This window comes from Pseudomonas sediminis (assembly GCF_039555755.1).
GTDB classification, from domain to species: domain Bacteria; phylum Pseudomonadota; class Gammaproteobacteria; order Pseudomonadales; family Pseudomonadaceae; genus Aquipseudomonas; species Aquipseudomonas mendocina_D.
Genome location: NZ_CP154631.1, coordinates 3,820,134 through 3,844,698 on the forward strand (window position 1 = coordinate 3,820,134; position 24,565 = coordinate 3,844,698).

The following is a 24,565-nucleotide window of genomic DNA, read 5'->3' on the forward strand; positions in this document are numbered from 1 at the left end:
ATGATGAAAGGTGGCATGGCAGGCCTGATGAAACAGGCTCAGCAAATGCAGGAAAAAATGCAGAAGATGCAGGAAGAGCTGGCCAACGCCGAAGTCACCGGCCAGTCCGGCGCCGGTCTGGTCAGCGTGGTGATGACCGGTCGTCACGACGTCAAGCGCATCACCCTGGATGACAGCCTGATGCAGGAAGACAAGGAAGTGCTCGAAGACCTGATCGCCGCTGCCGTCAACGATGCGGTGCGCAAGGTCGAGCAGAACAGCCAGGACAAGATGTCCGGCATGACTGCAGGGATGCAGCTTCCCCCCGGCTTCAAAATGCCCTTCTGACAGGCTACGCGCCGTCCAGTCGACGCACATGGCGGCGTTGCCGGCGAACTCGGAATCCTCATGTGCTCCAGCACACTGCTGTTCCTCGTCCGCCGGCGCCTTGCCCTGTACGCCGCCTGATCGCCACTCTTACTTGTGTTGCTCGCGTGTGCAGTTCGTAGGGTGGGCTTTAGCCCACCAGATCATTGCCCGCCAACTTTTGCAGGACTTCCATGAGCTTCAGCCCTCTGATTCGCCAGTTGATCGATTCTCTGCGCATCCTGCCCGGCGTCGGCCAGAAGACTGCGCAGCGCATGGCGCTGCAGCTGCTTGAGCGTGATCGCAGTGGCGGTCAGCGTCTGGCGCAGGCGTTGAGTGCGGCGATGGAAGGCGTGGGGCATTGCAAGCGCTGCCGCAGCCTGAGCGAGGACGAGGTCTGCCAGCTGTGCCTGGATGAGCGGCGTGACGACAGCCTGCTGTGTGTGGTGGAAGGTCCGATGGACGTGCATGCAGTGGAGCAGACCGGCTTTCGCGGTCGCTACTTCGTGCTCAAGGGGCACCTGTCGCCGCTCGATGGCCTGGGTCCGGAAGCCATCGGTATTCCAGCGCTGCTGGAGCGCATCGATGCCGGTGCTTTCAGCGAAGTGATTCTGGCCACCAACCCGACGGTGGAAGGCGAGGCCACGGCGCATTACATCGCCCAGATTCTTGCCGGTAAAGGCCTGATCGCCTCGCGTATCGCCCATGGTATGCCGCTGGGCGGTGAGCTCGAACTGGTCGATGGCGGCACTCTGGCCCATGCCTTGGCAGGTCGGCGCCCGATCAGCCTGTAAACCGTCAAACCCTCTCGATTCGGAGTGCCTGTGATCGCTGACACTCTGTGCCGTATTGCCCTGTTGCTCCTGCTTGTAGCGCCCCTGGCCGCGCAAGCTCAATGCCCGGCCGGGCAGGTACAGGTGTGCCTGGGCAGCTCCTGTCTGTGCGTGCCGGATCCCGTGCGTATGCGTGAGGACGGCCTGAACCTGGCAGCAGTCAGGCTTGAAGCGTGGTTGCTGCAGTCCCGCCAGGCGGCTCTACGGGCCGGTACCGAGCCCATCCCTTTGATGATTCGCGCGCAGCTCGCGCGGTTCTACGACGATGCGTTGCTCGATGAAGTGCGTTATCGCGTCGGCATCACCGACGAGATGGACGCTGCCACCGTCATGCTGCAGAACCCCGATGTACAGGCCGTGACGCTGGTCGACGTGGTGGTGTTTCGCAGCAGCGATGCCGCCGCAGAGGATGCTGTGCTATGGGCGCATGAGTTATGGCATGTGCAGCAGTATCGCGAGTGGGGCACTGATGGCTTCGCCCAGCGCTACACCCGTAATTTCCAGGCAGTGGAAGGGCCGGCCTACGAAATGGGCGAGCGGGTGAGGAAGGCGCTGCGCGAGCAGAAATGAAACGCTCGCTTGAAAACCAAGCAAGCGCTAGGTTAGGGTGGCCAAAACAATAACGGGAGTACCCGCATGGCCGCCCCTTTGTCGTATTTCGATGAATCCCACCAACTGGTTCGTGACTCCGTCCGGCGTTTCGTCGAGCGCGAGATCCTGCCGCATATCGACGAGTGGGAGGAGGCCGAGGAATTCCCCCGTGAGCTGTACCTCAAGGCCGGCGCCGCAGGCATTCTCGGTATCGGCTACCCGGAGCAGTTCGGCGGCAGTCACGAGGGCGATGTCTTCGCCAAGGTCGCGGCCAGCGAGGAGCTGATGCGCAGTGGCTCGGGCGGACTGGTGGCCGGGCTGGGTTCACTGGATATCGGCTTGCCGCCCATCGTCAAATGGGCCAAGCCCGTCGTGCGCGAGCGTGTAGTGCCGCAGGTGCTGGCCGGCGAGAAGATCATGGCGCTGGCGGTGACTGAGCCTTCTGGTGGCTCCGATGTGGCCAATCTCAAGACCCGCGCCGTGCGTGACGGCGACCACTACCGCATCAATGGCAGCAAGACCTTCATCACCAGTGGTGTGCGTGCCGATTACTACACGGTCGCGGTGCGTACCGGTGGCGAGGGCTTTGGCGGCGTCAGCCTGTTGCTGGTGGAGAAGGGTACGCCGGGTTTCACCGTCGGGCGCAAGCTGAAGAAGATGGGCTGGTGGGCGTCCGACACTGCCGAGCTGTTCTTCGACGATTGTAAGGTGCCGGTGGAGAACCTGATTGGTGTGGAGAACGCCGGCTTCGCCTGCATCATGGCCAACTTCCAGAGCGAGCGCCTGAGCCTGGCGATCATGGCCAACATGACCGCGCAACTGGCACTCGAAGAGTCGATGAAATGGGCGCGCGAGCGTCAGGCGTTCGGCAAACCGGTGGGCAAGTTCCAGGTGCTCAAGCACCGTCTGGCCGAGATGGCGACCCAGCTGGAGGTGTCGCGTGAGTTCACCTACCGCCAGGCCGCACAGATGGCGGCTGGCAGAAGCGTGATCAAGGAGATTTCCATGGCCAAGAACTTCGCCACCGATATCGCTGACCGTCTGACCTACGATGCGGTGCAGATCATGGGCGGTATGGGTTACATGCGCGAGTCTCTCGTCGAGCGCCTGTACCGCGATAACCGCATTCTCTCCATCGGTGGGGGCACGCGGGAGATCATGAACGAGATCATTTCGAAGCAGATGGGTTTGTAGCGGCTGGCGTGGGAGGGGCTTCAGCCGCGATTAGCTTAAACGAGGCGAAATAAAGCGCCTCCCACGGAAATCGGTGATCAGGATGCTACCTGACTCTGCGCTGCCTGGCGCAGGCGCGCGATATCGCGTTGCGGTGGATCACCGAACAGACGGCTGTACTCACGGCTGAACTGCGATGGGCTTTCGTAGCCGACGCGATAACTGGCCGCCGCCGCCTCGAGGTTGTCGCACAGCATCAACCGGCGAGCCTCCTGCAGGCGCAGTTGTTTTTGGTACTGCAGCGGGCTGAAGGCGGTGACGGCCTTGAAGCGATGGTGCAGTGTCGATGGGCTCAGATTGACTTCGCGAGCCAGCTCCTCGATACGCAGCGGCTGGTCGAAGTTCTTGCGCAGCCACTCGATGGCGCGGGAGATGCGTTGGCTCTGGCTGTCGGCGATGACCACTTCATGCAGGCGATGGCCCTGCGGGCTGTGCAGCATGCGGTAGAAAATCTCGCGCAGTGCCAGTGGCGCCAGCATGGCGATGTCGCGCGGGGTTTCCAGCAGGCGCAGCAGGCGGATCACCGCATCCAGCAAGCGTGGGTCGAGACGGTCGAGAAACAGTGCGCGCTGTGAGGCAGCATCGGGCGCCGGAATCGGCGGCATCTCGGTGAGCAGGCTGCTGATCAGTGCCGGATCGATCTCCAGCGCGATACTCAGGTAGGGCGCCTCGGGGCTGGCTTCGATCACTCGGCCCGTCACTGGCAGCACCACCGATGCCACCAGGTAGTTCAGTGGATCATAGACGTAGAGTTCGTCACCCAGGCGTATCTCCTTGCGGCCCTGGGCGATGATGCACAGGCACGGATCGTAGACCGTTTGCATCGGCAGGCTCGGCGTCGTGGCGCGCGCCAGTTTCAACCCTGGAATAGCAGTGAGGTGCAGGCCGTCCTCGGGAACGAAGCGTTCGACCAGGCGCGCCATTTCGTGGCTCAGTTCCGCAAGTGGGGTGTCGAGATTTGTGGTGGTGTGAATGGGTGACTGCATGGCGCGCCTCCGAAAGGTGAGCGAAGCCTAGCCAGGTTTTTCAGGCAAGTCATGAGGGGCGGCAGGATTAGGCAAATATTTGTCGGTAATGGGCAAATGACCAAGCATACAGAGTATTTCTAGGTTTATCGCTTGAAGACTCGGCTGCCTGGAAGTGATCCAATCAATGCAGGTTTAGGCAAGAATCTGCCAGTAATCGACTAACGCTGGGATGACCATCTGCCTGATCTTTGTCGTCAGCGCGTCGTGCCTCTGTGCCGGCTCAAACACCTGCAGTAGCCATGTCCCCCGCTAAGTGGTGCCCACATCCGTCACGAAAGGAGCGAGCCATGCCGAGTAAATGGTTGATCGCGCCATTGCCCCTGTTGTTGATCGCCACGGCCTGGCTCGACTCAAGAGCCGTTGGCGGAGCGGCTTCTGCCGAACCAGGCGCAGCGCCCCATGTTTTGCTGCGAAACGCTGCCGGTCTGTATTGATTCAGTTCCAGGAGGTTGCCATGAGCATCATTCATTGTATGACCGTTTGTGCCCGTCATGGCCGTTCGACTCGGTTGGGTCAGTGCTTGGCGCGGTTGCACGAGGTTGGCCGAGATATGCCGGGCTGCGAACGCCTGCGCGTATTTCCTCTACACAATGATCCACTGACCTGGTCGGTAGAAGGGCAGTGGCGCTCAGCTGCGGCACGTGACGCTTTCCTCGGCAGTGAAGGCCTGCGCCGGGTAGTGGCGCAGGCGATAGACGAAGGGCTGTTCACTCAGCTCGAATGCGGCATGGAGTTACAGCAGCAGGTCGCCTGAGTCGCTCAGACTTGCCTTTGTGAATTTATCTCTATAGATTTTCATGAAATTAATTATTAAAAATTTCATGAGCCATCTATGTTCCGCCACGCCAGTGAGCACGTCGACAGCTACTACGCGCAGAGCTGTCAGGATCGGCTGAAGCGCTATCCGGCCCTGCGGGGTGACTTGCAGTGTGATGTGCTGGTGGTGGGCGCCGGCTTCAGTGGCTTGCACACCGCCTTGTGCCTGACCGAAGCGGGACGCAAGGTCATTCTGCTCGAGGCCAGTCGCGTGGCCTGGGCCGCCTCCGGGCGTAACGGTGGACAGGCGATTCTCGGCTGGTCCTGCGATATGCCGCCGCTGGAAAATGCGCTTGGTATCGAGCGTGCGCGACGTCTTTGGGATGGCATGAGCTGGGCCGCCCGTCAGCTGCGTGAACTGCCCCAGCGCCATGGCTTCGACTGCGACTACCGCCGGGGTCATCTGTGGACGGCGGTGCTGCCGCGCCGCGTGGCGCTGTTGCATGAATGGCAGGAAGAAGCCGCCTATAAGTGGGGGCACCGCGCGCTGCAGTTCGTCTCTCGTGAGCAGATGCCGCAATGGGTCGCCAGTGAGCGTTATCAGGCAGGTCTGTATGACCCAGAAGCCGGCCACCTCAACCCGCTCAAGCTGGCACTGGGTCTTGCCGAGGCCTTCGTTCGCGCCGGCGGGCAGATCTTCGAGCAGAGCCGTGCGCTGAGCCAGGAGATGCATGGTGACGGCTACCGCGTGCGTACCGAGCAGGGCAGCGTGCAGGCCGATCAACTGGTTCTGGCCTGCAACACTTATATCGACGATCTGGAGCCGCGCCTGGCCCGGCGCATCCTGCCGGTCGGCACCTACCAGATCGCCACCGCGCCGCTAGGTGCGGAGCGCGCCGAGGCCTTGCTGCCGCGCAATGCCTGCGTCACCGACAACCAGTTCGTCCTCGATTACTTCCGCCGTACGCCGGATCACCGCCTGCTGTTTGGCGGTGGCTGCACCTACCTGGGCGGTCTGCCGAAGGACATGGCGGCTGCCACGCGGCCATTCCTCGAGCGTGTATTCCCGCAGTTGTCAGGCGTGGCCATCGACTTTGCATGGGGCGGGCATATCGACGTGACTCGTGCTCGTACGCCGGATATCGGCGGCGAGAACGGCCGTTACTGGCTGCAGGGCTTCTCCGGACATGGCGTATTGCCGACGCTGGCGGCTGCGCGAGCGGTCAGCGATGCCATTCTCGGCAATGACGACGAACTGGCGCTATACCGGCAGCTGCGCAACCCTGAATTCCCCTTCAGCGAGCGCCTGGCGGCGCCGCTCGAGGCCATTGGCAAGGCCTGGTACCGACTAAGAGACAGCTTCTGAAATGGACAGCCCAGAGATGGACAAAAACCTGGAGATGGCGGCCCTGGCCGTGCTCATCCACGACCTGCGCAAGCACAAGAAGGTCACCCTCAACGAGCTGGCCGAGCGCATCGGCCGTTCGGTGGGCTTTCTCTCGCAGGTCGAACGGGGTCTGTCGCGCCCGACGGTGGAGGATCTGACCGCCATCGCTGAGGCGCTCGACGTACCCACCACCTATTTCTACAGCCTGCCCAAACCCAAAGCGCTGGATTGGGTGACCCGACCGGACGAACGCCGCACCCTGTACCTGGCTGGGGGCATCACCGACATCATGGCCTCGCCGACGCTGCAGGGCGCCTTCATGGTCGTCGACAGCCTGCTCGAGCCGGGTGCCAGTAGTGGTGAGCGTCAGATGAGCGACCGTTCCGAGCAGGCCGGCTACGTGCTCGAAGGCCAGCTGACGCTGTGGCTGGGCGAAGACGAAGAGAGCGCCACACTTTACCCCGGCGACGTTTTCCAGGTGCCGAGTTATGCGCGCCTGCGTTATGCCAACCAAGGCGACACCCCCGCGCGGGTGTTGTGGATCTACACCTGACCTCCCGTGAATCGGAAATAACCACAATGAACGCCACCCGAGTCGAGCTGCTCGACGAAGTCCGCCAATTCCGCCAGGCCCACCCCGAGGTGCGCTTCGTCGACCTGATTTGTCTGGATATCCCCGGGCATTTCTACGGCAAGCGCTACCCCATCGAGATGCTGGAGAAGGTTGCCGCCGGCAGTGCCCTGAAGTTGCCGCAGAACTGCGTGCTGCTGGGTGCCCAGGGCGGGCTCTACGAGATCGGCGACTACTGCTTCCATGACGGCGACCCGGACGCACCACGGCGACTGATTCCTGGAACGCTCAAGCTGGTGAACTGGGAGCGCCAGCCGCTGGGGCAGATGCTGATCAGCTCCGATGGCACCGAAGCGCCCATCGAGTTCGAGCCGCGCGAGGTGCTGGCGCGCGTGGTGCAGCGCCTGGCGGCGCGTGGCATTCGGCCGGTGGTGGCCTTCGAGCTGGAGTTCTACCTGTTCGACAAGGCGCTCAAGGACGGCTTGCCGCAGTACCCGCGCGATGACCTGAGCGGGGATGCCGACGACCAGCCGAACATGCATATCGAACGGCTGTCGCGCTTTGCCGAGGTGCTCGACGACATCACCGAGACTGCGCGGCTGCAGGGCATCGATACCACGGTGATCACCGCCGAGATCGGCCCGGGGCAGTTCGAGATTAACTTCAGTCATAACGCCGACCCGATGCAGGCCGCCGACTGGTCGGCGCTGTTCTGCCGGGTGACCCGTGGCGTGGCGCTCAAACACGGCCATCGCGCCAGCTTCATGGCCAAGCCGTACCTGCAGTATCCGGGCAGTGGCATGCACATCCACGTCAGCCTGTACGACGAGGCGGGCGACAACCTGCTGGCGCGTGACGAGCAGCGCCCGTTGCGGCATGCCGTGGCCGGCTGCCTGGAGCTGCTGCCGGAATTGATGCCGATCTACGCGCCGAACCACAACAGCTACCGCCGCTTTGGCGCCCAGGTGAACTCGGCGAGTAAGGCCAGCTGGGGCTTCGAGGATCGTGACGCCTGTGTGCGCATTCCCGAATCGGACGCGCGCAATCTGCGCCTGGAATTCCGCCTGCCGGGCGCCGATGCCAACCCCTACCTGGTGCTGGCGGCGCTGCTGACCAGTATCGAACAGGGCCTCGACGCTCAGGTCGAGCCCATCGCACCACTGAATGGCGACCGCGCCAGCGGCGTCGACTTTCCCAACGACATGCTCGACGCCGTGCGCCGCATGCAGGCCAGCGAGCGCGTCGCCGCTGGCCTCGGCAGCGAGTTCGTCATGGTTTATTGCGAGAACAAACGCCAGGATCACCTGGCCTTCATGCACGACATCAGCCCGCGCGAATACCGCTGGTACCTGTGATGTCCCGGATCGAAGGAGGCGACATGAATAACTCGAAAACCGCACACTGGCAGGCGCTGAGCCAGGCCCACCACCTGGCGCCGTTCAGTGATTACAAGCAGTTGGCCGAGAAGGGCCCGCGCATCATCACCGAAGCCAAAGGTGTGCACCTGTGGGACAGCGAGGGCCACAAGATCCTCGACGGTATGGCCGGCCTGTGGTGCGTGGCCGTTGGCTATGGCCGTGAGGAACTGGTCGCTGCAGCTTCCAAACAGATGTTGCAGCTGCCGTTCTACAACACCTTCTTCCAGACCGCGCACCCGCCGGTGCTGGAGCTGGCGCATGCCATTTCCAAGCTGGCGCCGGCCGGTATGAACCACGTGTTTTTCACGGGTTCGGGCTCGGAAGGTAACGACACCATGCTGCGCCTGGTACGCCACTATTGGGCGTGCAAAGGCCAGCCGATCAAGAAAGTCATCATCGGCCGCGACAACGGCTACCACGGCTCCACCGTGGCCGGCGCCAGCCTCGGTGGCATGAAGTTCATGCACGAGCAGGGTGACCTGCCGATCCCTGGTATCGCGCATATCCCGCAGCCTTACTGGTTCGGCGAGGGCGGCGATATGACGCCGGAAGCCTTCGGTATCTGGGCGGCTGACCAGTTGGAGAAGAAGATTCTCGAATTGGGCGAGGAAAACGTGGCGGCCTTTATCGCCGAGCCGATCCAGGGTGCCGGTGGCGTGATCATCCCGCCGGAAACCTACTGGCCGCGCATCAAGGAAATCCTTGCCAAGTACGACATTCTCTTCGTTGCCGACGAAGTGATCTGCGGCTTCGGCCGTACCGGCGAATGGTTCGGCAGCCAGTACTACGACCTCAAACCTGATCTGATGACCATCGCCAAGGGCCTGACCTCGGGCTACGTGCCGATGGGCGGGCTGATCGTCAGCGACAAGGTGTTCGAAGTGATCGAAGCGCATGGCGACTTCAACCACGGCTTCACCTACTCCGGCCATCCGGTGGCGGCGGCGGTGGGGTTGGAGAACCTGCGCATTCTCAAGGAAGAGGGCATCGTCGAGCGGGTGAAGGCGGAAACCGCGCCCTACCTGCAGAAGCGCCTGCGTGAGCTGGCCGATCATCCGCTGGTGGGCGAAGTACGTGGCGTCGGTATGCTCGGCGCTATCGAGCTGGTGCAGGACAAAGCCACGCGCAAGCGCTTCTCCGGTGATGTGGGCGTGGGCATGGTGTGCCGTGGCCACTGCTTCAACAACGGTCTGATCATGCGCGCGGTGGGCGACACCATGATCATTGCGCCGCCATTGGTGATTAGCCAGGCGGAAGTGGATGAGCTGGTAGAGAAAGCGCGCAAATGCCTGGATCTGACCTGGGAGCAGGTGCGTAATTTTGTCTGAGTAGAAATTCGCAGCTGAAGGCGCTCCTGCGCGAAGATTGCATGTGTAGCGGCTGGGCGGCATTCCGCTTCAGCCGCGAAAGACGATGAGCAAGAGAAACCCTGCGACCGTTACCGGTGGTGGGGTTTCTTTTTTTGGGGCGTAGGCGAGAGTCAGACGATGGTCAGAGTGACGTCGATGTTGCCGCGGGTGGCGTTGGAGTACGGGCAGACGATGTGCGCGCGATCCACCAGGGTTTGTGCGGCTTCCGGGGCCAGGCCGGGCAGGCTGATGCGCAGTTCCACTTCGATGCCGAAGCCGGTGGGGATGGCGCCGATGCCGACGGTGCCTTCGATGAAGGTGTCAGCCGGGATGCTCAGCTTGTCGCGGGCGGCGACGAATTTCAGGGCGCCGAGGAAGCAGGCGGAATAGCCGGCAGCGAACAGTTGTTCAGGGTTGGTGCCGTTACCGCCAGCGCCGCCGAGTTCTTTCGGGGTGGTCAGGGCGATGTCGAGGATGCCGTCGGAGGACACAGCGCGGCCTTCACGGCCACCAAAGGCTTCAGCGGTGGCGCGGTAGAGAACGTTTTCGATAGTCATGGCGATATTCCTCGTTAGGTCAGTGAATGATGGATTGGCTCGCTAATCATTTGTGCGCTAACCGTTTCCATGGAGAAAACATTAGTGTGCATATGGTTTGTGCGCAAGATAAATTTATAAGGTATTTGGTTATAGGGTCAGTGTTCGATGGAATAACCAGATGCGGCGAGAGCTAGAGCCGTATAGGGGGGGCCATCTTGCGCTCATGCGGAAGCCGTCTGGCAGGGTATGGAAGACGCAGGAGGGGCAGGTTGGTAGGGCAGGTCAGGCGGGGAGAATGAGGGCGGACGGGGCGATGGCTCGCATCGCCCGCGATCAGAGCGCGTCCTGCAGGTGCTGGCGCAGGTCGACCAGGTCGTCACGCAACTTGCCCAGGGTCGGCAAGTCGAGGCCCGAGGCCCTGAGAATGCAGGCCGGCAATGCCTTGGCCTGTTCGTGCAGGGCACGGCCCTTGTCGGTGAGGTGGAGCTGCACCACGCGCTCGTCCTGGCTGCTGCGTTGGCGCTGCAGCAGGCCCTCGCTCTCCAGGCGCTTGAGCAGCGGGGTGAGTGAGCCCGGGTCGGTCAGCATGCGGGCGCTGATTTCGCTGACGGTGATGCCTTCGTTCTCCCACAGCACCAGCATGGCCAGGTACTGCGGGTAGGTGAGCCCCAGTGCCTGCAGCAGCGGCTTGTAGGTCTTGGTCATCATCAGCGAGGTGGAATAGAGGGCGAAGCACAGCTGGTTGTCCAGCAGCAGTTCGGCGCAGGGTTCCACGGGGGTGGTCATGGCGGCGGCCTGTGAAGTGGCGGGTGGTTCAAATTAGCGCGCTAATGATAGTTGCGCCAGAGGTTGGTGCGGGTAAGCCCGCACCAGGGCGAGGCTTAGCCGCAGGTCACGCGAGTGATGACACGCTGCTCGTCGACGTTCAGGTTCAGGCGCTGACGGTTGTATTCCAGGGTCACCACGCTGGTCGGGGTGAGGATGCGTGCGCTGCTGGCACCAGCCTGCTTGCGGGCTTGCTCCAGCAACTCGGGCGTGGCCGTCTGGCCCTTGAGATGCTCGACCACGGAGGAGGTGCAGCTATCGGGCGTCGGGCCGCTCGGGGCCGCGGCGGCGGCCGGTTTGTCCGCCGTGCTGCTGCAGCCGGCAGCGAGCAGGGTGGCACCGAGGATGAGGCAGAAACGGGTCTTGAAAATCAATGCATGAGCTCCTTTGGGTTACTGCGCGCCTTCCAGGCGCGCCAGACGTTCTTCGAGTGCGGCGATGCGCGCTTCCAGTTCGACCAGACGATAATCGTTAGGTGCCGAAGCCTCGCTGCGGTTTTGGGGGCGGCTGGCAAGCAGACTGTCCAGATCGGCAGGCTCGCCGAGCAGATGCATGTAGCGATCCTCGCGCTGACCGCTCTGGCGCGGCAGCAGCAGGGCCAGCCCGCGACCGATCAGGCGCTCCAGTTGGTGCTGGACCTCTGCGACATCGTCGAAGTCGTGCATGCGGTTGCTGCGCGTGAGCAGCTCGTTGAGCGTTTGCGGGCCACGCAGCATTAGCAGGCCGAGTAGCACCGTCTGTGGCTTGACCAACTCCAGCTGCTTGTCGCAGCGCTGTTCCCAGCGATCGGCACGGCTGCCCATCACCAGATGCACCAACTGGCGACCTTCGAGGCTGCGCAGGTAGCGCCCGACTTCTCCGGTTTCCAGGTTCATCAGCGGTTCGCGGCTGGTCTTCTGGTTGCAGGCCAGTTGCACGGCATTGAGCGTCAGCGGGTAGGTTTCCGGTGTGGTCAGTTGCTTTTCGATCAGGCAACCGAGGATGCGCACCTCGACGGCGTGCAGTGGGGTTTCACCAACCAGTGGGGAAGGAGTGTGCGACATGGATCGATCCTGGCAGAAAGAATTCGCTTAGGTTAACGGCATCCGCCCCTGGCTGACACACTTCAATGTGTGTTCGAACATGACGTTCGCTAAGCTAATGACCGTCAATCAACGGAGTGGGCCATGAACGAGAACAAGAAGGTCGCTTTGATCATTGGCGCTGGCGATGCCACTGGTAGCGCCATCGCCCGGCGCTTCGCCCGTGAAGGGTATGTCGCCTGCGTCACCCGTCGTAGTCTGGACAAACTGCAACCGCTGCTGGAGGAAATCCGCGGCGAGGGCGGTGAGGCGCACGGTTTCGCGTCCGATGCACGGCGTGAGGAGCAGGTGGCTGAACTGGTTGAGAGCATCGAGCGTGACATCGGGCCGATCGAGGTAATGGTGTTCAATATCGGCGCCAACGTGCCCTGCAGCATTCTCGAGGAAACCGCGCGCAAATACTTCAAGATCTGGGAAATGGCCTGTTTCTCCGGCTTCCTGACCAGTCAGGCGGTGGCCAGACGCATGGTCGGCCGCGGCCGTGGCACCATTTTGTTCACTGGCGCCACTGCTGGTTTGCGCGGTGCTGCCGGGTTTGCCGCTTTCGCCGGGGCCAAGCACGGCATCCGGGCGCTGGCGCAGAGCATGGCGCGTGAGTTGGGGCCGTTGAATGTGCATGTCGCTCATGTGGTGGTGGATGGCGCCATCGATACGGCCTTTATCCGCGATAGCTTTCCGGAGCTCTACGCCAAGAAGGATCAGGATGGCATTCTCGATCCCGAACACATCGCCGACAGCTACTGGTTTCTGCACAGCCAGCTGCGTGACGCCTGGACCTTCGAGCTGGACCTGCGGCCGTGGATGGAGCGCTGGTAACCTGCGCTAAACCCATAATCACAATAACGAGCGAGTGAAGCTGATGAGCAAGACAGTGGAGTTCTTCTTCGATCTGGGCAGCCCGGCGTCCTACCTGGCCCATACCCAGTTGTCTGATCTGTGCCGCGAAACCGGAGCAACGCTGGTCTATCGGCCGATGCTGCTCGGCGGCGTGTTCCAGGCCACCGGCAACGCGTCGCCAGCGATGATTCCGGTCAAGGGCCGCTACATGATTCGCGACCTGGCACGTTTTGCCGAGCGTTACGGCGTACCGATGCGTTTCAACCCGTATTTCCCGATCAATACCCTGACGCTGATGCGCTTGCTGGTAGCCGTCCAGCTGTATCAGCCGGAGCGCTTCGACGATGCCTTGCAGACGCTGTTCCGGGCAATCTGGGTCGATGGGGTGAACATGGGCGATCTGGCCAAGGTGGCAGGCGTGCTGATGGCCGCTGGCTTCGATGCGGCGCAGTTGCAGGCGCAGATCGCGGAACCGGCAGTCAAGGACAGGCTCAAGGCGACTACCGAGGAAGCGGTCAAGCGCGGCGTATTTGGTGCACCGACCTGCTTCGTCGGCGAGGAGATGTTCTTTGGCCAGGATCGCCTGGATTTCGTTCGCGAAGCCCTTCGCGCCTAGGTGCTTTTCGTACCGGGCCTGATGCCTGGCACAATGGCCGGATTATTGTCTGGCCGTTCGAGTACCCGATGAACCCCGAAGCATTGAAACTCCTGGTGACCCGCCGAATGCCTTATGGCAAGTACAAGGATCGGCTGATAGCCGATCTGCCGGGGCACTACCTCAACTGGTTCGCCCGCACGGGCTTCCCCAAGGGCGAGTTGGGCCAGTTGTTGGCGCTGATGCAGGAGATCGACCACAACGGCCTCAAGCCGCTGCTAGACCCGCTGCGAAAGAATGCGTAAGCCGTCGGGTGTGCCATGCGCATCAGCGTGCGCGTGCAGGAATTGAGGTGCGCACAGCACACCCTACGGTAATGCCGTCATCTCAATGCCAGTTGCGCCCGTGATCCAGCTTCTGGTCCACCAGCCACTTGCCGTGTGCGATGGACGCGTGCTGGGCTTTGCTCAGGTCGTCCATGAAGGCGTAATCCACCGGCAAGGTCTGCCGTTTGCTGGTGTTGCCGTCGGGATCGGTGATCTGGCAACCACCGGCCCAGGGTGTCGGCAGGCTAGGGTGTTCCATGACGCTGGCACGGATGGTGTGGTCGCGGTGGGTGCAGGTAAGCGCGCTCATGAGGCCACCTCGTAGATCGAGGCGCCGCCCTCGGCGTCGACGCCACACCGAAGTTCCAGCCGGGAGCCGGTAGCGGCGCCGCTTGGATGAGTGATGCGTCTGTTCTCCTACCTTAGCCCAGTTGGCGCAGCAGCGAGCTTGGTCCGACAAACGCACAGGGCAGGCATTGGCCGGCCCTGAGTGGTGCTTGCCGTGAGGCTACTCGGTCGCCTCGCGCGCTTTGTCCGCGTTTCGTGGCTTGGGCGTGAAGCGGGCGGCCAAGCGCATCGAGACGGTGACCAGACGCTGATACAGCGCCGGCATGCTGCGCTGCATCCAGTCCAGGGCGTGGGCATCGGCGCCGATGAGGATGCGCCGCTTGTTGGCCAGCACGCCATTTACGATGACCTTTGCCGCCTGGTCCGGCGTGGTGCGCAGCAACTGGTCGTTGAATTGCTGACGCGCCTGTTCGGCGGCCTGGCCGGTGACCTTGGCCAAGCTGTCATTCATGCGCGCGGTCTTGGCGATGTTGGTGCGGATGCCGCCGGGGTGCACGCAACTGGCGGACACCCCGCAAGCGGCCATGTCCAGCTCCTGGCGCAATGACTCGGTAAAACCGCGCACGGCGAACTTGCTGGCGTTGTAGGCGCTCATTCCGGGCTGGGAGAACAGCCCAAAGACGCTGGAGACGTTGACCACATGACCCTGGCCAGCCGCCTTGAGATAAGGCAGGAAGGCCTTGGTGCCGTTGATCACATCCCAGAAGTTGATGTTCATGATCCACTCGTAGTCGGCGTAATCGTTGCCTTCCACGGTGCCACCCTGAGCCACGCCGGCATTGTTGAAGATGGCATTGACCCTGCCAAATTCGCTGACGATCTGCTCGGCCCAGGCCTCGACGGCTGCGCGGTCGGCGACGTCGACGCGCTGCTGGCTGATGGTGACACCAAGTTTGCGCGCCTGCTCGGCGGTTTCCTTGAGGCCCTCGACGTTGACGTCGGACAGCGCCAGGTGAAAGCCCTGGCGTGCCAGGTGATAGGCGAGGGCGCGGCCGATACCAGAGCCGGCGCCGGTGATGGCGGCTACCTTGTTCTCTAAGGATTTCATGCGCTGGTCTCCTGCACGTCGAGGTCGACGGCGTTGCTCTGTGCCGGGTGAGCGGCCTGCTTGCGGCTGAAGTGGTAGGCAGGGGGATCGAAGTGACGCGTCAGCATGCGGTAGCGCCAGGTGAAGCCCGGCCACACCGTGCAGTTGCGGCCACTGACCGGGTGCAGGTACCAGCTCATGCATCCGCTACCACGAACTGCGCGCTGTACTGGTTGCCAGCACGATCCAGCAGGTACCACAGCTCGGCGTGCTCATCCCAGCGCATCTGCACCACTTCGGTACCGAGCAGGGTCTTATCCTGCAGCCGATAATTCTCCCAGCAACCTTGCAGATACGCCTTGATTTCCGGCTGCCTGGCGAACATCCGCGTCCAGTTCGGGTTCGGCTCGAAGGAGAACGAATACAGGTGTGATTGCACGTCGCAGCCGCAGCCCGGGTAATTGTTCACGCGCCAGGTGCCGCCGACGCCGGCTTCCTTCTCGAACAGCAGGAAGTCCTGCTCACCCTGCTGCTTGAGACGAATGGCCATACCGAGGCCGGAGAAACCGCTGCCAAGAATGGCGATCTTGCAATGACGGGCAGCGGTAGGGGGGACACGGACGCATTCATGGCCGAGCTCCTGATTGTCGTTCTTGTTGGTGTCTGCACGCCAAAGGACGTCAGTTACTGAAACCGAGGCGCTCGCGCCAACGATTTTCCAGCTTGTTGGTGTCGTGATCCTTGGGGTGGAAGCCGGGGCGGTAGTAGTCCAGGTACGGACCAAGCAGCTTGGTGAAAAAAACGTTGCGCGGGCCAAACAGCTTCTACAGGCCGAAGCCCCAGCTGCGCCAGTTGAGCAACTGGCCATCCTTGCGCAGCAGATGTATCTGGAACCAGCCGATCACGCCGAGAAACATCAGGGTGGTCAGCATCATCGCCAGCGTACGGGTGAAGTAGCCGCCTTAGACCTTCTGGTAGACGTCGTAGCACACGGCCTTGTGCTCGCTCTCTTCGATGGCGTGCCACATCCACAGTTGATAGAGCTTCGGATCGTTCTTCTGGGTGGTGAGCTCTTCGCGCTTTAGCAACTGCTCGGCCATGGTCGCGGTGAAGTGCTCCAGTGCGCACGTGGCCGCCAGGCGGTGTTTCTTGGTGCTGAAACGGGTGACCCATTCCAGCAGCACTTTGATGCGCAGCTCCAGGCGTTCCAGGTCGATATCGTGCTCGTTGGCGTAGTCGTTGTAGGCCGCATGCTCCTTGGAGTGCATGGCCTCCTGACCGATGAAGGCGCTGATGTCCTTTTTCAGCTGCGGCTCGCTGACCCGGTCGCGTACGGCGCGCACGCTGTCGACGAAGAACTTCTCGCCGTAGGGGAACAGCGACGACAGGTTGTTTATGAAATGGCTCATGAAAGGGGCGTCATAGAACCAGTATTTCGGTGTTTCGCTGAAACTGAAGTCCATGCGGCGCACGGGGAAGCTGGATTTTGGCTGCGGTAGGGCGGTACTGGCGCTCATCGTTCGAGTCCTCTTCCGAGTTGGAACTCCCAAGTGTCGTGCGGCTCTGGTTGGCAGCACTCGGGGTCGCAGATGGTCAATCTCGACAGACCAACTGTGTCATTGAACGATGTAACTATCGTGCGTACGGGCGCTGAGCGCCGCCAACTTAAGGCGGGTCTGTTAGGCAGGTGCAAGGGAGAGGGCGTGCAGCCCGCCGTACCAGAGACGGCGGATTGCGCTGGTGGCGGGGTTTACGGCGCGTTACGGCGCAGCTCGGCCACTTCGCTACGCAGTGCGCGCAGCTCGTCGAGAATGGCCTGTTCGCGAGCTACTGCGGCTTGCTCCTCGGCATTTGGCTCGTGGGTGTTCTGCATCGCGTTGACGATAACGGCGATGAACAGGTTGAGCATCATGAATGTCGCGACGAGGATATAGGGCACGAAGAACAGCCAGGCCAGCGGATGTTCTTCCATTACCGGTCGCACGATGCCCATCGACCAGCTTTCCAGAGTCATCACCTGGAACAGGGTGTACAGGCTGGCGCCGATGTTACCGAACCACTCTGGAAAGCTCTCACCGAACAGCTGGGTGGCCATCACCGCGGCGACATAGAACACCAACCCCATCAGCATGACGATGCTGCCCATGCCGGGTAGCGAGGCGAGCAGCGCCTGCACCACCTTACGCATGCTTGGGTTGATCGACACCAGTCGCAATACCCGCAGCACGCGCAAGGCACGCAGCACGGCGAAGGGTCCGCTGGCCGGTATCAGGGCGATGCCGACCACCAGGCAATCGAATACGGCCCAGGGATCTCGCAGCAAGCCTATGCCGCGCGCAGTGAAACGCAGGGCCAGCTCGATGACGAAGCAGGTGAGTATGAAGGTATCGAGGATCAGCAGCGGCGTGCCCCAGTCGGTCATGATCGACGGTGAGGTCTGCATGCCGAGGATCACGGCATTGATGATGATCAGCAGGGTTACCAGGCGCTGCATGGTGGCGCCGTCCATGACAGCGCCCAGGCGCTGACGCCAGTCGCTGGATGGGTTCAGTTCGAGTTCGTGCATGGGAGTCTGGTCAAGGTCATCGGTGATGCCGGGCATTGCCCGGCAGAATCATCAACCCACTTGTGGGTTGGCAGGCGCTTCGGCTCAGTGATCGTCGAGGGCGAAGGCCGTCAGCGTGAAGGTGGGGATGCCGGCGTCCTGCAGTTTCTGCGAACCACCCAGCTCAGGCAGGTCGATGATCGCGGCGGCCTCGAAGATCGTTGCGCGCATGCGTCGTACCAAGTTGGCTGCGGCGATCAGGGTGCCGCCGGTTGCGATCAGGTCATCGAAGATCAGTACCGAATCGCCTTCGCAGAGGCTGTCGCTATGGACCTCGAGAAAGGCTTCGCCGTACTCGGTCTGGTAACCCTCGCTGAGGACGTCCGCCGGCAGTTTGCCCTGCTTGCGAAACAACACCAGAGGTTTGTTCAGTTCATAGGCGATGATCGAGCCGATCAGGAAGCCGCGCGCGTCCATGGCGCCGATATGGCTGAACTCGGCCTCCACGTAACGTTGGATGAAACTGTCGGCGACCATGCGCAGGGCACGTGGCGACTGGAACAGCGGGGTGATGTCGCGAAAGATCACGCCCGGTTTGGGAAAGTCCGGTACCGGGCGGATCAGGGTCTTGATACTGAATTCGTCAAAGATCATCGTGGGGTCCTAATGCGTGAGCCCGCGAACTCGTGCGAACTCAAACGTCGAGATTGCCGCCGGCCAGAGCACACAGTTCGATCGGGTCGAGAATATGTACTTCCTTGCCTTCGGCTTCGAGCAGCTTGTTCTGTTGGAAGCGGGTGAATACGCGAGAGACTGTCTCCACCGCAAGGCCCAAATAGTTACCAATTTCGTTGCGCGACATGGCCAGGCGGAACTGATTGGCCGAGAAGCCACGCGCCCGGAAGCGGGCAGAGAGGTTGACCAGGAAGGTGGCGATGCGCTCGTCGGCAGTCTTCTTCGACAGCAACAGCATCATCTGCTGATCGTCGCGGATCTCGCGGCTCATGATGCGCATCAGTTGGCGGCGCAGCTGTGGCAATTGCAGGGCCAGGTCATCGAGGCGCTCGAAGGGAATCTCGCAGACCGAGGTGGTTTCCAGTGCCTGCGCGGAGACCGGGTAGCGCTCGCCATCGACCCCGGACAGGCCGACCAGCTCGCTGGGCAGGTGGAAGCCGGTTATCTGCTCTTCGCCGCCATCGCTCAGGCTGAAGGTTTTCAGCGCGCCGGAACGCACGGCGAATACGGAGCCGAAGGAATCACCCTGACGGAACAGGAATTCGCCTTTTTTCAGCGGTCGACCACGCTTGACGATGTCGTCGAGGGCGTCCATGTCTTCCATGTTCAGCGAGAGCGGCAGGCACAAGCTGGCCAGGCTGCAATCCTTGCAATGGGCTTGGTGCTGCGTACGCAGCTTGATGCTCTCGGACATCGTTCAGCTTCCTGATAGATACGCAATGGCGCTTAGGGTACAGCAGGGGCGGGTTTGCGACCAGCTATGCAAGCCTGACTGCTTGCTCAAGTTTGATCCTAGTCTGCCGATGTGACCCTGAGATGATAGATCAAGGCAGGGAGCAGGGTAATGCGCATCGCTTCGCTGGGTTCACTGAACAATCTGGCTCAGGGTGTTCAACGACAGTTCAGCACGGCTGAACGAACTGCGCAGGAGAGTCGCGAAGGATTGCGCGTTAGCCTTTCCGAGCTGGGCAAGGGCATGTCGACCAGATCTGAGAAGCATCAAGATATCGACGATAGCGACCTGCCTCAGGCGATCAGGGATCTGCTCAAGATGATCCGCGAGCTGCGTGCACAGATCGTCGAGAAACAGGCGCAGATCGAGGCCGTCATGAGCGACCAGAGGCTTGACGCCGAGGGCAAGCGTCAGCAGTTGGAAGGGCTGCAGACCGAGCTGGCCTCGCTCAACAGTGCGCTGACTTCGGCCAACGCCCAGCTGATCAAGTTGATGCGTGACAATGGCCTTTCCAGCGAGCAGATGCAGGCTGCGAGCCTGCTGGCGATGAGTTGAGAAGCGCCCGTAACGGAGCGGGCGCTTGCCCGGCTCAGATCACCCGCGAGAAGCGCTGGCGCACCTGATCGTTGAGATAGCGATCGAACAGCATACACAGCGAACGCACCAGTAGGCGCCCGGCCGGGCGCACTTCAATACCCTGAGCGTCGAGGCTGATCAGGCCGTCAGCCGCGAGTTGCTCCAACTCGGGCCACAGGGCGCAGAAATAATCACGGAACACCACGCCATGCGTTTGCTCGATGTCGGCGAAGCGCAGTTGGAAATGGCAGATCAGCTGCTGAATCACGGCGCGACGCAGGCGGTCGTCGGCATTGCAGTGCAAGCCGCGGCGCGTCGCCAATTGGCCGTTGCCCAGGGACTGCTGATAACTGGCGATATCGCTGTCGTTCTGGCTGTACAGATCGCCGATCTGGCTGATGGCGGATACGCCCAGGCCGATCAGGTCGCAGTGGCCATGGGTGGTATAGCCCTGGAAGTTGCGTTGCAGCGTGCCTTCTTCCTGGGCGATGGCCAGTTCGTCATCGGGCAGGGCGAAGTGGTCCATGCCGATGTAGCGATACCCGGCGCGCGTCAGCTGCTCGATGCTGGCCTGCAGCATGGCCAGTTTGTCGCCCGGACTGGGAAGGTCATCGTTGTTGATGCGCCGTTGCGGCATGAAGCGTTCCGGCAGGTGCGCATAGTTGAACAGTGACAGGCGATCCGGTTGCAGGGCGATGACCTCGGCCACGGTGCGCGCGAAGCGCTCTGGGGTCTGTTTGGGCAGGCCGTAGATCAGGTCAATGTTCACCGAGCGGAACTGCAGGGTGCGGGCCGCCTCGACAATGGCACGGGTCTCTTCCAGGGTCTGCAGACGGTTGACCGCGCGCTGCACCTCGGGGTCGAGGTCTTGTACGCCGAGGCTGACGCGATTGAAACCCAGCTCACGCAGCAGGCCCATGGTCGACCAGTCCGCTTCGCGTGGGTCGATCTCGATGCTGTAATCACCGGAGTCATCATCTAGCAGGTTGAAGTGCTGGCGCAGGTGCTGCATCAGGCGGCGCAGCTCGTCATGGCTGAGGAAGGTTGGCGTGCCGCCACCGAAATGCAGTTGCTCGATTGGCTGGTTGCGATCGATGTAGCGACTGATGATCTCGATTTCCCGCTCGAGCTTTTCCAGATAGGGCAAGGCGCGGCCACGGTCCTTGGTGATCACCTTGTTACAGGCACAGTAGTAGCAGATGTGCGCGCAGAACGGGATGTGCACGTACAGCGACAGCGGACGCCCGGCCTTGCGACTGTCGCGTAGCGCATGCAGCAGATCGAACGGGCCGATGTCGTCGTGAAACTGCACTGCGGTCGGGTAAGAGGTGTAGCGCGGGCCGGCGAGATCGTAGCGGCGGATCAGGTCGGCATCCCACTGGATGGTTTCGAGCATGGGAAATAATCCTGGACAGGCTGTGTGGCCAGTCTAAGGATGCATGTAGGTGGCGGCCTTGACCTGAATCAAGGGCGCGTCGAGCACCGCAGGTGTTGTCGCGGCGTAGTCCGGATGTAATCCGGTTATAGGTCAGTGCCCCATCAGCCAGTGCTGGTGTGGGCCGGGCAGGGTCCAGATACCGAACAGGATGACCAGCAGGCCGCCGGCCATGCGCACGCCACGCTTGCGTAGCAGATCGGTGATGCGTTCGGCAGCCAGGCCGGTAGCCAGCAGTACCGGCCAGGTGCCCAGGCCGAAGGCCAGCATCAGCAGCGCGCTGTTAAGCGCATTACCCTGACTGGAGGCCCACAGCAGTGTGCTGTAGACCAGCCCGCACGGCAGCCAGCCCCATAAACCACCGAGAGCCAGGGCGCGCGGCAGGCTGCTGACGGGCATGAAGCGTCGCGTCAGAGGCTGGATACGCCGCCACAGGCCACGACCCAGTGCTTCGATACGTGTCAGCCCGCTCCACCAGCCGGCCAGATAAAGGCCCATGGCAATCAGCAGTAAGGCAGCCAGCGTGCGCATCGCCACTTCGGCTTTGCTGCCTGCAATGGCCCAGCCGGCAAGGCCCAGGAGCAAGCCTGCAAGGCTGTAGCTAAGAATGCGCCCGAGGTTGTAAGCCAGCAGCAACTGGAGACGCCTGCCGCGTTGCTCGGGGGGAATCGCCAGCGTCAGTGCGCCCATCAGACCGCCGCACATGCCGAGGCAATGGCCGCCGCCGAGCAGTCCAAGGATCAGCGCCGACACCAGCAGCGGTGCCAGCTCAAGCATCAGGTTTTCCGGGCTTGTTGTGGTCCGCGGCCTGCTCGACGCCGGCCTTGTGCAGCGGATCTTCGTCGTCGAACAGAATGCTGTGCGCTGGGCCGTCGAGATCGTCGTACTGACCGCTGTCTACCGCCCAGAAGAACAGCCAGATGGCGAAACCGACCAGGCCGATGGCGACAGGGATCAGGATGTAGAGGGCGGACATGCGGTCTCCAGGGGGCATCTAAGTAGGAGCGAGCACCGCTTCCTTGCGAGCAAGGCTCGCTCCTACGTATTCGGGGTTCGGCTCAGGCGCAAGGCATTGAGCACTACCAGCAGCGAGCTCAGGGACATGCCCACGGCCGCCCAGATCGGTGTGATCCAGCCCAGGGCGGCGAAGGGCAGTACCAGGCCATTGTACAGTGTCGCCCAGGCCAGGTTTTCGATGATGATGCGGCGCGTGCGTTTGGCCAGCTTCAGGCCGTCGACCAGGCTGCTCAGGCGGTTCGACAGCAGCACGGCATCGGCGCTGGTTTTCGCCAGGTCGGAGGCCGAGCCCATGGCCACGCTGATATCGGCAGCGGCCAGCACCGGAACGTCGTTGACACCATCGCCGAGCATCAGCACGCGCCGCCCTTCGCTGTGCAACTGCTTGAGCACCGTCAGCTTGGCATCTGGGGTCAGGCCGCCCCGAGCGTCTTCGATGCCCAGTAGACGGGCGACTTCGCCCACCATCGGCGAGCTGTCGCCGGAGAGCAGGTGAATATGCCAGCCGCGGGCGCGGGCGGCGGCGATCAGCGCAGGCGCATCTTCGCGCAGGCGGTCGTCGAGGACGAACCAGGCTAGCGGCCCCTGTTCGTCGCCTAGCAGCAGCCATTGCCCGTGCTCGCTGGCAATCGCGGGTACGGCCTGGCCACTGAGGGCGCAGACGAAGCTGGCCTCACCAATGCGTAGCAGGCGACCGTCGACGCTGCCCTGCAGGCCCTGGCCTGGGTAGCTGTCGACAGATTCCGCCGCGCGTGGCGCCTGGCTGAAGGCGCGGGCGATGGGGTGTTCCGAACGGTTTTCGAGTGCGGCTGCCAGCGCCAGGCAATCGCCCTCGTCGAGGTCGCGCAGCGGGTGGATGGCTTTGAGTGTCAGGCGGCCTTCGGTAAGCGTGCCGGTTTTGTCCAGCACCAGGGTGTCGATCTGGTTGAGGCCTTCGAGCACGTGACCGCGGGTCAGCAGCATGCCCAGTTTGTGCAGGGTACCGGTGGCCGTGGTCAGTGCAGTCGGCGTAGCCAAGGCCAGGGCGCAGGGGCAGGTGGCCACGAGCAGGGCGAGCACGACCCAGAAGGCACGGCTGGAGTCGATTTCCCACCAGGCGAAACCGACCACGGCGGCCGCCACTAGGATGAACAGCAGGAACCACTGCGAGACGCGGTCGGCAATTTCCGCCAGGCGTGGTTTCTCGCTTTGCGCACGTTCCAGCAGGCGCACGATGGCCGACAGGCGCGTGGCATCGCCGAGTGCCTGCACCTCGATGGTCAGTGGGCCTTCGACGTTCAGCGTGCCGGCGGTGACGCTGTCGCCAATACCGCGTGGCAGCGGCAGGTATTCGCCGGTCAGCAGTGATTCGTCGACACTGGATTGACCCGCGCGGATGCGGCCGTCGGCGGGAATCAGCGAGCCGGGTTGCACCAGCACCTGCTCGCCTTCACGCAATTCGCTGAGCAGGATGCGCTGGCTCTGGCCGCTGTCGTCCAGGCGCAGGCAGGAGGCCGGCAGCAGCTTCACCAGTTGTGCCGTCGCAGCGGCCGTGCGTTCTCGCGCACGGCGCTCCAGATAGCGTCCGGCGAGGAGGAACAGGGCGAACATGCCCACGGCGTCGAAATACAGTTCGCCCTGGCCGGTGATGGTCGACCAGATGCCGGCCACGTAGGCGCCGCCGATGGCCAGCGAGACCGAGACGTCCATGGTCAGGTGACGGGTGCGCAGGTCGCGCAGGGCGCCGCGGAAGAACTGACCGCAGCAGTAGAAGACGATGGGTGTGGTGAGGAACAGGCTGGTCCAGCGCAGGATCTTGTCCAGCTCCGGCGACAGGTCGATGTTGAATTCCGGCCAGGTGGCCATGGTCGCCATCATCACCTGCATCCACAGCAGACCGGCCACGCCCAGCTCGCGCATGCGTCGGCGGTTTTCCGCAGCCAGGCGTTCAGCGGCCTCGTCTGCCCGCCAGGGGTGCGCGGCATAGCCGATGCGGCGCAATTCGGCGAGTAGCTGGCTCAGGGGAATCTGGCTGTCCTGCCAGCGCACCTGCAGGCGGTGGTTGGACAGGTTCAGGTGTGCTTCGGCCACGCCCGGCACGCCGCGCAGGTGCTTCTCGATCAGCCAGCCGCAGGCGGCGCAGCTGATGCCCTCGATCAGCAATTGGGTTTCACTCAGCTCGCCTTCGTGCTGGACGAAGGGCTGCTGCACATCACTGCGGTCGTACAGCGCCAGTTCGTCAGGCAGCGCAGCGGGCAGCGCCTGAGGGTTGGCGGCGTTCTCGCTGCGATGGCTGTAGTAGTGCTCCAGTCCGCCGGCGACGATGGCTTCGGCCACGGCCTGGCAGCCAGGGCAGCACATCTTGCGAGTCTGGCCGAGCACGTCGGCACGGAACTGACTGCCGGCAGGAACCGGCAGGCCACAGTGGTAGCAGGGAGTCGGGGCGGGCATTGGC

General features: G+C 62.6%; 28 protein-coding genes and 2 pseudogenes. 13 read left to right on the forward strand and 17 right to left on the reverse strand.

The features are described from left to right. From AAEQ75_RS17890 to AAEQ75_RS17905, 4 genes are all read left to right on the forward strand, one after another. A complete protein-coding gene (locus AAEQ75_RS17890; protein WP_074940389.1) occupies positions 1-327 on the forward strand; it encodes a YbaB/EbfC family nucleoid-associated protein in 327 nt (108 codons plus the stop codon). Positions 328-539: 212 nt separating this feature from the next. Next, positions 540-1,139: a recombination mediator RecR gene (recR, locus tag AAEQ75_RS17895; RefSeq protein WP_343349979.1), complete on the forward strand. Its 600-nt coding sequence runs from the start codon at positions 540-542 to the stop codon at positions 1,137-1,139. A 30-nt stretch (positions 1,140-1,169) separates the two neighbouring features. Next, positions 1,170-1,748 (forward strand): DUF4157 domain-containing protein, encoded by a 579-nt coding sequence (locus tag AAEQ75_RS17900; protein ID WP_343349980.1) that lies wholly within the window; start codon positions 1,170-1,172, stop codon positions 1,746-1,748. 66 nt (positions 1,749-1,814) lie between these two features. Then, positions 1,815-2,963, forward strand: a complete 1,149-nt coding sequence (locus AAEQ75_RS17905; RefSeq protein ID WP_125836539.1) for an acyl-CoA dehydrogenase family protein — start codon at positions 1,815-1,817, stop codon at positions 2,961-2,963. Positions 2,964-3,040: 77 nt separating this feature from the next. Here the strand turns inward: AAEQ75_RS17905 and AAEQ75_RS17910 are convergent, their stop codons facing one another. After that, positions 3,041-3,988 (reverse strand): AraC family transcriptional regulator, encoded by a 948-nt coding sequence (locus tag AAEQ75_RS17910; RefSeq protein WP_343349982.1) that lies wholly within the window; start codon positions 3,986-3,988, stop codon positions 3,041-3,043. A gap of 496 nt (positions 3,989-4,484) precedes the next feature. Between AAEQ75_RS17910 and AAEQ75_RS17915 the strand changes: the two genes are divergently transcribed. The 5 genes from AAEQ75_RS17915 (at position 4,485) to AAEQ75_RS17935 (ending at position 9,490) form a co-directional block, all read left to right on the forward strand. After that, positions 4,485-4,784 (forward strand): putative quinol monooxygenase, encoded by a 300-nt coding sequence (locus AAEQ75_RS17915; RefSeq protein ID WP_343349984.1) that lies wholly within the window; start codon positions 4,485-4,487, stop codon positions 4,782-4,784. Between the two features lie 78 nt (positions 4,785-4,862). Continuing rightward, positions 4,863-6,152 carry an NAD(P)/FAD-dependent oxidoreductase gene (locus AAEQ75_RS17920; RefSeq protein WP_343349986.1) on the forward strand — a complete coding sequence of 430 codons (1,290 nt, stop codon included), beginning with the start codon at positions 4,863-4,865 and terminating at the stop codon, positions 6,150-6,152. 16 nt (positions 6,153-6,168) lie between these two features. Continuing rightward, on the forward strand, positions 6,169-6,726 hold the full coding sequence (locus tag AAEQ75_RS17925) for a helix-turn-helix domain-containing protein (RefSeq protein ID WP_074914745.1): 558 nt from the start codon (positions 6,169-6,171) through the stop codon (positions 6,724-6,726). A gap of 26 nt (positions 6,727-6,752) precedes the next feature. Further along, positions 6,753-8,099, forward strand: a complete 1,347-nt coding sequence (locus tag AAEQ75_RS17930; protein WP_343349987.1) for a glutamine synthetase family protein — start codon at positions 6,753-6,755, stop codon at positions 8,097-8,099. Between the two features lie 23 nt (positions 8,100-8,122). After that, on the forward strand, positions 8,123-9,490 hold the full coding sequence (locus tag AAEQ75_RS17935; RefSeq protein ID WP_343349988.1) for an aspartate aminotransferase family protein: 1,368 nt from the start codon (positions 8,123-8,125) through the stop codon (positions 9,488-9,490). A 152-nt stretch (positions 9,491-9,642) separates the two neighbouring features. On the opposite strand, the gene AAEQ75_RS17940 is transcribed toward AAEQ75_RS17935, so the two are convergent. The 4 genes from AAEQ75_RS17940 to AAEQ75_RS17955 form a co-directional block, all read right to left on the reverse strand. Continuing rightward, the gene (locus AAEQ75_RS17940; protein WP_036994554.1) at positions 9,643-10,068 is read right to left on the reverse strand and encodes an organic hydroperoxide resistance protein; all 426 of its coding nucleotides are present in this window, start codon (positions 10,066-10,068) and stop codon (positions 9,643-9,645) included. A 315-nt stretch (positions 10,069-10,383) separates the two neighbouring features. Then, on the reverse strand, positions 10,384-10,836 hold the full coding sequence (locus AAEQ75_RS17945) for a MarR family winged helix-turn-helix transcriptional regulator (RefSeq protein ID WP_256835176.1): 453 nt from the start codon (positions 10,834-10,836) through the stop codon (positions 10,384-10,386). A 95-nt stretch (positions 10,837-10,931) separates the two neighbouring features. After that, entirely contained in the window at positions 10,932-11,249 is a 318-nt protein-coding gene (locus tag AAEQ75_RS17950) for an I78 family peptidase inhibitor (RefSeq protein WP_143506335.1), read from the reverse strand. 18 nt (positions 11,250-11,267) lie between these two features. Next, complete coding sequence (locus AAEQ75_RS17955; RefSeq protein WP_343349990.1) at positions 11,268-11,918, reverse strand: YceH family protein; 651 nt, start codon at positions 11,916-11,918, stop codon at positions 11,268-11,270. A 123-nt stretch (positions 11,919-12,041) separates the two neighbouring features. Here AAEQ75_RS17955 and AAEQ75_RS17960 point away from each other — a divergent pair, with 123 nt between their 5' ends. The 3 genes from AAEQ75_RS17960 (at position 12,042) to AAEQ75_RS17970 (ending at position 13,694) form a co-directional block, all read left to right on the forward strand. Further along, positions 12,042-12,773 carry an SDR family oxidoreductase gene (locus AAEQ75_RS17960; protein ID WP_343349992.1) on the forward strand — a complete coding sequence of 244 codons (732 nt, stop codon included), beginning with the start codon at positions 12,042-12,044 and terminating at the stop codon, positions 12,771-12,773. Positions 12,774-12,816: 43 nt separating this feature from the next. After that, positions 12,817-13,410, forward strand: coding sequence for a 2-hydroxychromene-2-carboxylate isomerase (locus AAEQ75_RS17965; protein ID WP_343349993.1), 594 nt, complete (start codon positions 12,817-12,819; stop codon positions 13,408-13,410). Between the two features lie 68 nt (positions 13,411-13,478). Beyond that, positions 13,479-13,694 (forward strand): DUF3820 family protein, encoded by a 216-nt coding sequence (locus AAEQ75_RS17970; protein ID WP_099523655.1) that lies wholly within the window; start codon positions 13,479-13,481, stop codon positions 13,692-13,694. Between the two features lie 82 nt (positions 13,695-13,776). On the opposite strand, the gene AAEQ75_RS17975 is transcribed toward AAEQ75_RS17970, so the two are convergent. From AAEQ75_RS17975 to fnr, 8 genes and pseudogenes are all read right to left on the reverse strand, one after another. Then, positions 13,777-14,025 carry a hypothetical protein gene (locus tag AAEQ75_RS17975; RefSeq protein WP_343349995.1) on the reverse strand — a complete coding sequence of 83 codons (249 nt, stop codon included), beginning with the start codon at positions 14,023-14,025 and terminating at the stop codon, positions 13,777-13,779. A gap of 198 nt (positions 14,026-14,223) precedes the next feature. After that, positions 14,224-15,111, reverse strand: coding sequence for an SDR family NAD(P)-dependent oxidoreductase (locus AAEQ75_RS17980; protein ID WP_343349996.1), 888 nt, complete (start codon positions 15,109-15,111; stop codon positions 14,224-14,226). Next, positions 15,108-15,290 (reverse strand): hypothetical protein, encoded by a 183-nt coding sequence (locus AAEQ75_RS17985; protein WP_343349998.1) that lies wholly within the window; start codon positions 15,288-15,290, stop codon positions 15,108-15,110. Before AAEQ75_RS17985 ends, AAEQ75_RS17980 begins: the two co-directional genes overlap by 4 nt. Before the next feature lie 5 nt (positions 15,291-15,295). Further along, positions 15,296-15,720 (reverse strand): annotated as a pseudogene (locus AAEQ75_RS17990) (flavin-containing monooxygenase); the annotation flags it as partial. 50 nt (positions 15,721-15,770) lie between these two features. Continuing rightward, positions 15,771-16,607: pseudogene (locus AAEQ75_RS17995) on the reverse strand (metal-dependent hydrolase). 233 nt (positions 16,608-16,840) lie between these two features. Beyond that, positions 16,841-17,656, reverse strand: coding sequence for an ion transporter (locus tag AAEQ75_RS18000; RefSeq protein ID WP_179576397.1), 816 nt, complete (start codon positions 17,654-17,656; stop codon positions 16,841-16,843). Between the two features lie 84 nt (positions 17,657-17,740). Continuing rightward, a complete protein-coding gene (locus AAEQ75_RS18005; RefSeq protein ID WP_003460975.1) occupies positions 17,741-18,289 on the reverse strand; it encodes an adenine phosphoribosyltransferase in 549 nt (182 codons plus the stop codon). 40 nt (positions 18,290-18,329) lie between these two features. Beyond that, positions 18,330-19,064: a fumarate/nitrate reduction transcriptional regulator Fnr gene (fnr, locus tag AAEQ75_RS18010; protein ID WP_084341147.1), complete on the reverse strand. Its 735-nt coding sequence runs from the start codon at positions 19,062-19,064 to the stop codon at positions 18,330-18,332. A gap of 150 nt (positions 19,065-19,214) precedes the next feature. On the opposite strand from fnr, the gene AAEQ75_RS18015 reads away from it, so the two are divergent. Further along, positions 19,215-19,658, forward strand: a complete 444-nt coding sequence (locus AAEQ75_RS18015) for a hypothetical protein (protein ID WP_143506345.1) — start codon at positions 19,215-19,217, stop codon at positions 19,656-19,658. 34 nt (positions 19,659-19,692) lie between these two features. On the opposite strand, the gene hemN is transcribed toward AAEQ75_RS18015, so the two are convergent. The 4 genes from hemN to AAEQ75_RS18035 all read right to left on the reverse strand — a co-directional run bounded on the left by hemN (position 19,693) and on the right by AAEQ75_RS18035 (position 24,561). Then, a complete protein-coding gene (gene hemN, locus AAEQ75_RS18020) occupies positions 19,693-21,075 on the reverse strand; it encodes an oxygen-independent coproporphyrinogen III oxidase (RefSeq protein WP_179576399.1) in 1,383 nt (460 codons plus the stop codon). Positions 21,076-21,207: 132 nt separating this feature from the next. After that, positions 21,208-21,891 carry a sulfite exporter TauE/SafE family protein gene (locus AAEQ75_RS18025; protein WP_343350000.1) on the reverse strand — a complete coding sequence of 228 codons (684 nt, stop codon included), beginning with the start codon at positions 21,889-21,891 and terminating at the stop codon, positions 21,208-21,210. Then, positions 21,884-22,090: a cbb3-type cytochrome oxidase assembly protein CcoS gene (ccoS, locus tag AAEQ75_RS18030; RefSeq protein WP_099523671.1), complete on the reverse strand. Its 207-nt coding sequence runs from the start codon at positions 22,088-22,090 to the stop codon at positions 21,884-21,886. The genes AAEQ75_RS18025 and ccoS overlap by 8 nt, the downstream gene beginning before the upstream one ends. Positions 22,091-22,152: 62 nt before the next feature. Further along, entirely contained in the window at positions 22,153-24,561 is a 2,409-nt protein-coding gene (locus AAEQ75_RS18035; RefSeq protein WP_343350001.1) for a heavy metal translocating P-type ATPase, read from the reverse strand. Positions 24,562-24,565 lie beyond the last annotated feature (4 nt).